This is a genomic window from Nonlabens dokdonensis DSW-6 (genome assembly GCF_000332115.1).
Classification (GTDB): domain Bacteria; phylum Bacteroidota; class Bacteroidia; order Flavobacteriales; family Flavobacteriaceae; genus Nonlabens; species Nonlabens dokdonensis.
Genome location: NC_020156.1, coordinates 3365537 through 3377984 on the forward strand (window position 1 = coordinate 3365537; position 12448 = coordinate 3377984).

Genomic DNA, 12448 nt, shown 5'->3' on the forward strand with positions numbered 1-12448 from the left:
CGCGAAAGCGATATCAAAACAAAAAACCACCCTACTTAAAAAAGATAGGATGGTTCAAATCTCTGGGAAATGCGAGACTTAAGTGATGGAGCTGTCTGTCTTATTCAAATCTTCCAGAATATTATCGGCAGCATTGATGGCAAGTGCTGCGATGGTTAAGGTAGGATTTGCTGTAGTAATGGTAGGGAAAATACCGCTTCCTACGAGATACAAATTGCTGTGATCCCAAGTTTGCTGGCGCTCATTGACCACAGAGTTTTCTTTAGTGGTTCCCATGCGATAGGTTCCTACGATGTGACCAGCGCCATAAAACTTATAGTTCTCGCCTTTGTACTGGAAATTTGTAGAGGTAAGCTCCTTATCAGTATCTGTGACGTTAAAAACTGGCTTATCGGCAGGTTTGGTATATTCTGTGGCGCCTAAAGCATCATAGATTTGAGTAGAAACTTCCTTTGCCGATGTAAATGCATTCCGCACATAATCTTCTTCTATTTTGTACGTAACTTTAGGTCTAGGCAATCCTAAATTATCTGTGAGCGTATCAGAAAGTTCTACGCGGTTTTTAGGATTAGGCAATTGTTCTATTAAATAACCTAAGCGAATTTGTCTGGTGAAAATACCGTTTAAATTTTGGGTCAGTGCATCGCCAAAAAGCTGCGCATTATCTGGTAAATCGGGATTGAATTTAAGACTCTTGCCTTGTGGGCCAGTTCCAGCGGCATTAGTTTGCGAGTTGTTCTGACCGAAAACAAAGTCGGCTAGCGTGGTAAAAGGATCGTTTGCTGCCCATTGCCAGCCTTCGTTTCCTATTTCAATCCTATAAGCAGATCGATCTGCACGGAATGCGCCATCTCTTAAGGTTTCTATTCCAGACGTAGAAAGCGGTCCTCTGAATGGATAGACTGGATTTTTTGCCAACGCCCAAGACAAGTACATGATATGATCCATTAAATTTCTTCCTACTTGGTCGCTGCTGTTAGCCACTCCATTAGGGAAATTGACATTATTTTTAGACATCAGGAGCAACTTAGGCGTTTCAATCGCATGCGCTGCGATAACATATTTTGTTGCTGTTACGGTACCATTTCCTGTGGAGTCGCCAGTTTGCGTATCATAAGTAATGTAATCGATACCGCTTATCTGGTCGGTATCAACATCTACCTGAATATTACTTGCCACATGTTGATATAACACATCTACATTGCCAGTTTGTAAAGCTCTAGCTAGTGTTACCGTCGCATCGTATTTTGCCTGAATCGGGCAAATAGGAATACAGTTGGTATTTCCTGCACACTGACGTCTTTCTCCTGGTCTGGAATTTCTTCCTTGTGGAGTAGGAGTAGTGTAGATTTCTGTATTATCTATAGTCATATTTTTTACGTGAGTAGTAAAATCATTATCTACTAAAGATTCATCTATTGCCGGCATAGGATAATCATAGTCGGCTCCAAAAGTTTGCTGTCCGTCAAAACCGCTGTACAATTTATCTAATTGTTGTTTACTACCAGCGACGCCTATTTCATCGGTTGCTTTTTCATAATACGGAACAAGTTTATCATAGAAGGCTTTTCCGCCAGGCCAGTCGACACCAACGCCGTATTTAGATTTCATCACAAAATCATTAGGTATAAAACGCAAACTTGTTCCTAACCAGTGCCAGGTCGTCCCACCACCGATGCGCTCGTAAGAACTTGCAAATGCAAAGTTGGCATCTGGACTATCTGGCGATAACACACCAGGCTGATCTTGATAATCAAAGTAACACTGCTTGGGCTTGCGCCAAGAATCGATTTGTAAAACCGTGTAGCGCGGTGTGTTTTCCTTCCCAGGATCTGGTAATCCAAGAGGATTATCTGCAGTTGAGGAATTTGGGTCTTGCGTACTTGGTGGATAAGGAGATTCTGGAGTTTTTGCGTTTGCTTTAAAGAAGGTTTTCATGTAATTGCTTCTGTCTGCTGGTACTTTGGGTCCTGCTTCTAGAATTAGTACTTTTTTACCTTGCTTTCCTAAGTTATATGCGATAATGGCGCCAGCAATACCAGAGCCTACAATAACAACGTCGTAATTTTTTTCTTGTGCCATGATATTAACTGTTTGATTTACCTAAATATTGATTTAACGGCGCTGGTGCTTCTGACCAGTAACCGTATCTGTAATTGGAACTTCCCATAGGATGAGATTGCATGACTTGCCACACCAGACCTGCGTTATAACTTTTAGTAGAAAGTAAAACGCTGCTGGTTGATGTACCATCTGCCGAAAGCGTAGGCCATGCGCCTGAATACCATAAGAAAATAAGTTTTCTACAGGCAAGAACAAAGTCGGCACCGTTTGTTGCAGCGAGCATTTGTTCTCCTATCATTTGAGATGAGTTATTACTATCTGAAGCGAGAGTAGCGTATTTATCTAAGATAGAAGTGGCAAGCGCTGTCCCAGTTTTTTCTGTCCATGCGGCGAGATATTCTTCTTTTACATTGATTTGGTCTATAGTTGGTGCTATGATGGAACTATCAAAGCCCGTAAGCACCGCACTTAAGCCTGTGAATTGTTGCATTGTATTCATGAGATGAGATTTGGATGGTTATTATTTTTTAGTCTGCGCACGTTGAAGCAGGTAGGTGAAATCAGAAAATCTACCAGAAGTCATGCTTGCATTATTATGACATGCGATACAACTGCTGGAAGTTTGTTCTACCGTTCCTTGAATATAGGTTTCTAGTGTGGTATTGGCTAAAAAGCTAGGAGCAGGTTTTCCTGTAGGATCGCTTACACTTGTTGCATCTGTAGGCCATTGTGTACTTATCAGATCATAATTTGCCCATACAGAACCTGGAACGGCATTTTCTAAAAGTGCATGATACTTATCATTCAACGCTTTTGCATCATCTGTAATAGGAATCACACGTTCTATTTGTGATGGAGTAGTGTAGGGAATCGCTGGATTCCAAGGTCTTGCTGGCGGCTCATTAACTTCCATGTCGCTATTTGCGTCATAAAAATTGTAGAAATCCTTATCGGCAGTTTCATTTTGAGTTGGTACATTGTCTTTGTGTTCAAAAGTAGACCAAACCCATTGCGGCTCATCTTCTGTTTTATGAGCGATATGGAAACCTACTAATCCTACTTCAACTAGCTCGCAGGCAGGTTTTACACCGCTTTGTTCTTCTGGATTGTTATACACCAGCGCCATGGTCGTATGGAATTTACTGGAATCATATTTTCCACCCATTTTTACCCATGCTGACTTCACCATAATTGCACCGACTTTATCGTTACTGGTACTGCTTGAAGGAAAATCGGCATCTTTATTATAAATCGCTTGCCCTTTTTTGTTATATAGTTTGTTGTCCACGATGTAATCAAACATCGATTGATTAGTAAAAATCTCATATCGCGTATACTGACCGTTTTGATCAATGAGTGGTCCGGTTTGGAAAGGTTCTCCACTTTCATCTAGAACATTAGGTGTCTTTCCTACTTGAGTCAACGAAATTTGCGCTTTGCTAAAATCGCTACCATTTAAATGGTCGCAAACTACTGGTGGCGGGACATCTTCATTCCATCCTTTGGGTTGTGCGCCGTTTTTTAGAAAAATGTCCCGACTACTTTTCCAGGATTGCCATACGGTAAGTGCATTTTGATCTTGGCCTATGACCATATTGGTATTAGGAGTTCCGTCTTCATTTGCTGGCCAGTTTAAAGCTATAAAGGATTCCCATGAGAACACATCAAAATCATGTTGTAAAGATTCTAATGTTGGTGGCTGTGTAGAAACCGTAATTTCTAATGGAACGGTGGAACTTAAGGAGTCATTTGCTAGAGCAACAAGTTCCGTAGTTTCTGCTACTGCTTCGCTACTTTCTACATCGTCTTTGTTTGGGTCTTTTTCATTAACCTGTTTACAGGATGAAATCAATATTAGTATTCCAACTAATACGACATACTCAATTGTTTTTTTCATGATAGAGAATTTTGGTTGGTGGTTCTAAATTAGAAAAAGTTATGTTAAATAAAGTACTTTTGTTCAGTAACCTGTTGATATTTGGGTAATTATACCCATAAATGTTAAAGAATAATGATGAAATCGAGCTGATAATTTGATTTGTTCTCGCTTTCGCGAAAGCGGAATTAAAAACCATCTACCCAATAAAAGGTAAAGATTTGAGGGATTGAAAATGTGACTTTGAGAGTTTATAATTGTTTGTAGAGATGGTCTAACTATAAATTATACTTATAGATAATATATAAAATATAAATTAAAATTAATCTATTAATATTCTAATATTTGCAACGTCAAATGAATTGATGCCCTAAAATTTACTTATGACTTCACATAACAATTTGCTCACGGATGCCTCGGTAGCATCACAGGCCAACAGCCCAGCAAATAGTTCGCAACAGCTCTCCAAAATATTTAATGTCGTTCTATGGCTTTCTTGCCTGATTAATATAGGTGTGCTGGTTTTCTTTTTTCCAGATATCCCAGAATGGAATTACAACAATCTACTTATTATCAATGGTTTTACTGTTCTTATATGGGCAACGGTGACGTTTTTTAGCGCTTTGATAAGCAGTTATTCTAAGAATTATTTAATTGGCTTCAGGTACGCCAGCCGATTTAAATTGTTAAGTTTTGGATTTACATTAGCCTTAATGCTATTTGTAATGTCTAACCATGTCGCATTAATCATATTGAGCTGGCTTTTGATAGGGTTTTTAATGTCTCGATTAATAGGAGTCGATAGAGAATGGGCTGAAGCGAGAGAAGCAGCAAAATTCACTCTAAAGTATTTTCTAGCAGGAACCTTTTTTCTAGCCGCTGGATTAGGCTTGCTAGCATTCCAATTAGATAATTACTTCTTAAAGGAGATGATAACGCAATTAGACAATCTTCCTTATCATATCGTTCTTATTGCTGCTATTTGTATCATCATTGCTGCAATCATACAATCTGCGATTTATCCTTTTCACAAATGGTTGTTATCTGCCATGACGTCGCCTACGCCGGCATCTGCTTTGATGCATGCTGGATTTGTAAACGGTTCTGGAATTTTACTCGCCTTGTTTGCCTCACTTATTTTTGTATCTGAAACACATGAAGTTCTTTTGATTATAGGCGGTCTTACGGCAATCATGGCTCAATTTACTAAGCTGATTCAAGTGAATGTAAAACATAAATTAGCTTGTTCAACTATCGCACAAATGGGTTTTATGATCATGCAGTGTGGTCTAGGATTCTATAATGCAGCAGTGGTACATTTGATTCTTCATGGTTTTTATAAGGCTTATTTATTTCTATCTTCTGGAGAAGAAATAAAACATTCCGCACCTCAAGAATCAAAGCGAATTCTCATCAAACCTTTGCAAGCTGTAGCTGTACTGATTTTTGGAACTATTGCGGCAATTTTCTTCTCATTTATCACAGGAAAAGGTACGGCGCTAGACAGCGGTATTTTTTTAACACTTATCGTGGCTATTACCGTAGGTCAAGTGACTTATAATATAGTGAAAGAGAAAAGTCTTTCTACCGGACAAAAAATCATAATTCCAGCTGTATTATTTCTATTAGGAATAGGTGCATACGGCTTGATGTATAACGCAGTAACAGCTATAATGAGTGATATGCCATACGTAGCACAAGCTTTACCGTTAAGCGCTGTTCAAATAATATTTGGAATCGTGTTTTTGTTAGGTTTCTTTATCATGAAATTGGGTTATTACAGGAAAATACCATGGCTGTATGTGAAACTCCTGAATGATTCACAACCTTATAAAAAGACCATTTTAACCTATAAATCAAAATCCTAATGCTACCAATTGAAATATCAAAAGCTGTAGAACAAGCGGCAAAGGTGATAGGTAAAACCTGGCCTTTGTATTCTTTTGTAACATCTAATCCGCTTACTGGATATGAGTCGTCTCATTTTAGAGATGCCGTTGCAAGCGCTAAGCATTACTTAAATGCCAAAGTCTTTCCTGATGCGACAGTATTTAAGACAGCATTTGATAATGGAGAAATAGATAATAATGTTCTCAATAATTTGCTCAAGGAAAATGGCTGGAATGAATCTCCTCATTTTTATCTCGATCAAATGAGTCAAGATAGAGTAGAAGAACGCACTACAGATCGTGAGTTAGACCTAATCATGGCTAAATGGCTGGCTGCTTTTATGGATGAAGGACTGGCAGAGTGGTCCATGCCAGGCAAAGAAGAAGGTTTTTATAAGTCATGGCGAAAACTCGCTAAATACGATAGGTCTTTAAAAATAGATAAGAAAAGCCCACTTCCTGAGAACGGTGAAGAAGCCTTGACTCAATTGCTCAACGATTACCCTAAAGAGCAGTGGCAAGAATTATGTACCCAACATCTTGCTGCATTACCAGGATGGACTGGATACATTAATTATAGAACTGAAGCCGCTTCTGGATGGCAATTGCAATACCCTATAGATCTTGTACAGTATCTCGCAGTACGATTGACTATTGCCAAGAGCATGAAAATCAATTTTTTAAATGACGCTAAGCCAACCGACGAAATTGCTGATACTTCTTTAAAGTATATTTGGTTAAAAGCATGGGAACGCAGCTGGCAGAATTATATGATCTCGGTCGCTTCTCAAAATAGTAATGCATTAGCATCTACTGATGTACCAGACGCTCAACTCGTTTTTTGTATTGATACGAGATCTGAATTGATAAGAAGGCATGTAGAAGCTCAAGGAAACTATGAGACTTATGGCTATGCCGGTTTCTTTGGTATTGCCATGGATTACACTAACTTAGAAGATAATATAACTAGAAAATCTTGTCCACCAATTGTAGGTTCTGCCTACGAGGTAACGGAAAGCGCCATGGCTGGAAAAGATACCGAAATGGCCGCTTTTGAAAAGAAAAATGATTTGGCTAAGTTCAGGAATTACTTCTTGAAGAGAATGAAGAACATGTTGCCATCTACTTTTGGATTTGTAGAAGGAGCAGGCTTTTTCTATGGTTTTTCATTACTAGGACGTACTTTGAAATCAGGAAGTTTATACCGCAGAAAGAACAAAAAAGATACCTCGTTTGAGAATATAACTTCGCCACAAATCAATTGCACTGGAGAATCGGCTTCTTCTGACGGAATCCCGTTAGCAGATAAAGTTGCCATTGTAAAAGGAGCTTTTGATTTGACTGGTTGGAAGAAATTTGCGCCATTAGTAGTTTTTGCTGGTCACGGAAGTCATACAGCAAACAACCCATTTGGTTCTAGTCTCGATTGTGGTGCTTGTGCTGCAAGTCCCGGAAGACATAATGCAAGAATGCTCGCAAAACTGGCTAATTTAAAAGAAGTAAGAGCAGAGTTAGCTGCTCAACATCAAATAGTTATACCTAAAGAAACCGTTTTTGTAGGAGCAGAGCATAATACAACAACAGATGAAATTGAACTGTTTGATATAGAAGTACCTGCTAGTCATAAAGCTCCGTTGGCCGATTTGAAAGAGAGCTTAAAAAAAGCCCAACAAACCGCAGCAAAGAATAGACTAGGAGTAAAGGACTCTGTCGGATTGGCAGAAAAAAAAGCCAATAATTGGAGTGAAACAAGACCAGAATGGGGATTGGCAAAAAATGCTGGATTTATAGTAGCGCCAAGATCCTTGACTAAAAATGAAAATTTACACAGCAGGTGTTTTTTACATTCTTATGATTGGCAACAAGATATCACTGGTGCGGCGTTAGAAGGAATCATGCAAGGACCAATGGTAGTAACGCAATGGATCAACAATCATTATTATTTCAGTACGGTTGATAATAAAACCTTCGGAGGCGGAACTAAAATCACTCAAAACGTAACTGGTCGTTATGGAGTATTGCAAGGAAATGGCGGCGACCTAAAAATGGGATTGCCTTTACAATCGGTGAGTGAAACAGATTCAAAATTGTACCATCAGCCGCTGCGATTATCGGTATTAATAAATGCACCACTGCCAAAAGTTATTGATATCTTATCACGCAATGCGCATTTACAAACCTTATTAGATAATGAGTGGATTTATCTAATGGTTATGGACCCAACAGATGATAACAGCATTAAAACCTATGAAAAAGGAATGCAATGGTCGCTATCGTCTCAAAAACAAGACGCTGTATTGTCCTCAAAAACACCTGATTCAGAAATGGTTGTGGCGGTTTAATTGAGATAATTTTATTACATATAGTAAAGAGAACTAAAATAGTTCTCTTTACTTAATCAAACTTTTCCTGTTGGAAATGTAAGTCACCTAGGAGAGTGGCTTCATTAATTTTTAGCCCATCAATTTATTTTTAACCGTTTTAATGTGTTGATCAATTCTGTGAGTTGTTATATCCATCTCCTTTGCTTTATTAAAGTATTCTAAAGCCTTATTATAAGAACCGTTATCGTAATGATAAATACCAAAATTAAGATAGCAATAGGAATTGGTACCATCTAAACTCATTGATTTGTTAAGGTCAGATAATCCTTCTTTAAAATGACCGAGTTTGATTTTTGATAAACCTCGATTATTATAAGCATATGCAAATTCATTTTCTAGTGAAATAACTTCATTAAAATCTATCATTGCGCTTTTATAATTTTCAATTAAATTATAAGTATAACCTCGATTATTTAATGCAATTGTATTTGTAGGATTTAGTTCTACAGCCATATTATAATCTGTAATAGCTTCCTGATAATTACCAAAGTGGGATTTTAGCAAGCCTGAACAAGCATAGTCATTTGAGTTGTATTCTTCTCTTTTTTCGTTAAAAAAAATATCGTTAATTTTTAGTGCATTATTATAATCTCTCAATTGGTAATAGCTATTCCATATCAATCTGTAAACAATACTTTCATTAAAGCCTTTATTTAAAGCATTTTCAAACTGTACAACCGCCAAATCATACTGTTTATTATTATACAATTCTATACCTAGATTGTATTCTGCTGTAAATGATCTAAGTATCAAAAGATCAATTATTTGCTTGCCATCATTATAAGTTTGTGTATTGTCATGAAGTACTATTGGTGTGCTATTTGGAATTATATTAATGAAGAAATCGTAATAAGTAGAAAAGTTGAATACAAATAGCCCCATTTTGATACCATCATTAATATTAGTACAAAAAATGATATAAGATAATACAAGAGATAAGGTTAATGATGCAATTGGTCCCATGAAGGTAATAAGCAATTGCCTATTTATAGAAACAGACTCTTCTATAATACAAAGTCCAGTTCCCCAATGATTGGTGTTTTTATTGAAAAATAATTCCAATCTAGCAATCTTGAGCTTTAAACTTTTTTCTGGATCGCCGTATGATCCTATGTATAAAGTAACTTTCTTGTTAGTAAATAGTAAAGCAGGAATTCCATGACCTAATTCATGAATCAGAGTAGATACAGGTCTTACAATGAGGAAAAACGCAAGTAATATAAATATCAAGTAAACAATTCCCATTTACTATTTGTGTTATTAGATATTTGTGATTTTATTTTTCAAATATGCGATTAATATTTACAGTGATGGCTATTTTAAATTGCATATCTGTTTCTGAAGAACAATGATTTGTTAATGTACGATTCTTATAAAACATTATGTGATAGCTACAGTTGCTTGTAACAAAGGCTTTACAATAGATATATTTGAACTATAATATATATTATGTCAAATAGGATGTTTAGGAATGTTATCGCTATTCAAACTAGATTTAATTCTCCTCTTCTAACAACAGCTCTAGCTTTTCTATGTGAGAATTGAGAGCAAACTTAAACGTATATAAATTACTGTAATAAGAATCCATGGCAATTAACTCCATGTGAGCTACTCGATTTTTATAATGTGTACTTCTAAAATAAGCATATTCAGAAACATCAAGATCGCCGCCACCTATAAGTTTATGATACCAATCATAATTATCTCTCAAGTATTCTAGATTACCTAGTAATTCTTTAACAATAACCTCTTCACTTATTTTGAGTTCTTCATGAGCCGAGTTATAATCGCTTTCTATATCATCTAAAAGATCTTTTAAGCCTTGTTGCGTAATGGTTGTGTTACTAAGCTGGTTCACTACTTTAGGTTCTAAATTTAAAATGGTGAAACCTACAGTTACCAGAAACGGCGCATCGTTCAATAAAATAACCTTTTCTTCTAGCGTTGGTTCACGATCCATTAATAGAAGCTCATAGATTTGTTCTTGCTCGTCCATTTTTTCGAGAACTTTATCTATTTCTACCACATCTCTTTTCATTTGTTCCACCACATTCTGAGCGAGATATCGTTGCCTTTCGTTATCTTTTTTCGTTTGGTTCCAATTGTTGATCCATAGCGCAATTAAAATTCCTATCACAACTAAAATGATCTCACCTATTGCATATAAGATGTACTTTTTAAAACGGCTGTTGCTTACCGTTTTACTTCTTGCTTTATTAAAAAATCGCATATTTTTGTGGTTGGTTGAATCGTAAGACTACTCTATTTCTTTGAAAATGAGTGTTCCTTCATATTTCATAAAGGTACGGTGACTACTGTTAACAGAAAGATTTACGCTATTGAGGCTGTAAATCATAAGTTCAACGTCTACACTTTCTGTTTTATTTGAAGCCTTAAATTTGTAAGAAAGGTAACCGTTCTTTGCAATAATCTGATTATTGCTTACTTCTATAGCACTCGTAAAATCAAATCCTGTATTGTCCCCATTATAACCGCCGCTCAAACGACGTTCACCATAAAAAGGTAGATTGAATTGCGCCTTCTTCTCTCCTACTTGCACGCTGTAATTATTGCCTTGTAGATTGATGCGATTTGCGTTATTACCTGTTTGTAAAAGCAAATCGTTTGCTACATTATTAAATGCTTGTGTTTGAAACGGAAAGGCTGCATCTGCTTGAAATTCAAAGGATTTACTTTCTAAATCCTTTTGTATCGCTGTTAATTCCATGCGCTTTGTTTCGGTAAAACTAGACTTACATGAAATCAAGCTCAAACTAATAAGTACTAAAAGACCTGTGATTAATTTTTTCATAATGCTTTTTCTTTAAATGCTACATAAATAATGCCGTGATCATGGTTTTGATCTCGCTTTCGCGAAAGCGGAACTGCAAACAACACCTTTATTATTTCCAAAACAGTGCCGAAAAAACAGTATTCTGACCGTAAGAGCCGCTAAATCGATTGCTCGATTTTACCACAATTGCATGACGTCCTTTGCTCAAACTATCTATAGCAATGTAAGAAAGGTAACCTTCTTCACCGCTAAATGGGTGTTTGTAACGCTGCCATTTTAAACTATCTAATGGCTTATCATCCATTCTCACTCTATACAATCGATTAATGGCCGTATTGTAGGTAACCGCACGATTTTCATAGAAATCAGATCGTAAACTGTCTGTTTTAAATCGTGGTAATTCCTGCTTTTTAAAATCCAGACTGTCCATAACGTGTTGTAGGTAATAATCGTTATGCTTCCAGTGTACGACAAATAATTTTAAATAATCTTCTTTGATGAGCTCGCTCTGTATGCAACCATAATAAAAAACTGCGCCTTCTTTATAATTGTCTTCATACAGTGCACTGTCCATATTATAAACTCCTTCAATATTATAGGTCGTGCGATCATCAAACAACGGAATCTTGAAAGTACCATATTGATAAAAATCACCAATTTGACTTACTGAAATCACAAGACATAACAACAAGTAAGCTGCGCCAAAACTTAAAATGACCCATGTTTTCCCGTTAGTACGCAATACCAATAGCTCACGGCGGTATAAAAACAAACCGCTTACGTAGTAATAAACATTATAAAGCAATCGTCGTACAGCGGCAAATTTAGTTCTAGCACCAGACTTTCTTTTTACTAAAAAGTCAAATACTCCTAATTGCAGCAACAAGATGAACACTGCCATGACATAGTTTACCAGTGGATTTTGAATCCAATCATAAAGTCCTAAAACCTCTACCATAAACACCTGACTCAAGAACATTACAATAAATGTACTCAAGACTACAAATGTGAAAATAATGGCTACGGCAAAGGATAAGTTAGCATACTTATCAAGCCTAGTCAGTCGGACAATGGCCTTCTCTCTTTTACGCATTTGCTCTAATCCTTCGTGATTGAGCTTTAATTTATCAAAAGAAACACCATTAGGAAACCAATAAGAAATACCGGAATATGCCATCCAGACACCTCTAAGTAAAACATTTGCCACAAAACCAATTAATAAAGCACGTGTTAGTACATAAGTCCCGAAAAATAGCAAGCCTTGATCATAATCAAAATTACTGATGGGATATTTATGAAGGAAGATTTCCTTAAAATAGTCGGTGCTTTTATACAAGGAGAAAATAACTCCACCTGCGATAAGAAATTCTAATTGCCAGCTTATGGGAGCGTAATTCTTATTTAATACTTTTTTATGTTTCGTTTCAATAGACATGAACTT

The 12448-nt window shown here is 36.6% G+C and carries 9 protein-coding genes; 2 read left to right on the top strand and 7 right to left on the bottom strand.

The window, feature by feature from the left end; genetic code table 11:
- Positions 1 to 78: 78 nt before the first annotated feature.
- Genes DDD_RS14800 through DDD_RS14810 form a run of 3 tightly spaced genes read right to left on the bottom strand, consistent with a single transcriptional unit; the run spans position 79 to position 3961 of the window.
- Positions 79 to 2082 carry a GMC family oxidoreductase gene (locus DDD_RS14800; RefSeq protein ID WP_015363750.1) on the bottom strand — a complete coding sequence of 668 codons (2004 nt, stop codon included), beginning with the start codon at positions 2080 to 2082 and terminating at the stop codon, positions 79 to 81.
- 4 nt (positions 2083 to 2086) lie between these two features.
- Positions 2087 to 2563: a hypothetical protein gene (locus tag DDD_RS14805; RefSeq protein ID WP_015363751.1), complete on the bottom strand. Its 477-nt coding sequence runs from the start codon at positions 2561 to 2563 to the stop codon at positions 2087 to 2089.
- A 21-nt stretch (positions 2564 to 2584) separates the two neighbouring features.
- Positions 2585 to 3961 (bottom strand): hypothetical protein, encoded by a 1377-nt coding sequence (locus tag DDD_RS14810; RefSeq protein ID WP_015363752.1) that lies wholly within the window; start codon positions 3959 to 3961, stop codon positions 2585 to 2587.
- A gap of 362 nt (positions 3962 to 4323) precedes the next feature.
- On the opposite strand from DDD_RS14810, the gene DDD_RS14815 reads away from it, so the two are divergent.
- Together DDD_RS14815 and DDD_RS14820 are read left to right on the top strand one after the other, a co-directional pair.
- A complete protein-coding gene (locus DDD_RS14815; RefSeq protein WP_015363754.1) occupies positions 4324 to 5808 on the top strand; it encodes a proton-conducting transporter transmembrane domain-containing protein in 1485 nt (494 codons plus the stop codon).
- Positions 5808 to 8171: a DUF2309 domain-containing protein gene (locus DDD_RS14820; protein WP_015363755.1), complete on the top strand. Its 2364-nt coding sequence runs from the start codon at positions 5808 to 5810 to the stop codon at positions 8169 to 8171. The genes DDD_RS14815 and DDD_RS14820 overlap by 1 nt, the downstream gene beginning before the upstream one ends.
- Positions 8172 to 8282: 111 nt before the next feature.
- On the opposite strand, the gene DDD_RS14825 is transcribed toward DDD_RS14820, so the two are convergent.
- From DDD_RS14825 to DDD_RS14840, 4 genes are all read right to left on the bottom strand, one after another.
- Positions 8283 to 9458: a tetratricopeptide repeat protein gene (locus DDD_RS14825; RefSeq protein ID WP_015363756.1), complete on the bottom strand. Its 1176-nt coding sequence runs from the start codon at positions 9456 to 9458 to the stop codon at positions 8283 to 8285.
- A gap of 250 nt (positions 9459 to 9708) precedes the next feature.
- Positions 9709 to 10443: a DUF6090 family protein gene (locus tag DDD_RS17390; RefSeq protein ID WP_015363757.1), complete on the bottom strand. Its 735-nt coding sequence runs from the start codon at positions 10441 to 10443 to the stop codon at positions 9709 to 9711.
- Positions 10444 to 10470: 27 nt separating this feature from the next.
- Positions 10471 to 11025, bottom strand: coding sequence for a DUF4251 domain-containing protein (locus DDD_RS14835; protein WP_015363758.1), 555 nt, complete (start codon positions 11023 to 11025; stop codon positions 10471 to 10473).
- 91 nt (positions 11026 to 11116) lie between these two features.
- On the bottom strand, positions 11117 to 12442 hold the full coding sequence (locus DDD_RS14840) for a hypothetical protein (protein WP_015363759.1): 1326 nt from the start codon (positions 12440 to 12442) through the stop codon (positions 11117 to 11119).
- Between the last annotated feature and the right edge of the window lie 6 nt (positions 12443 to 12448).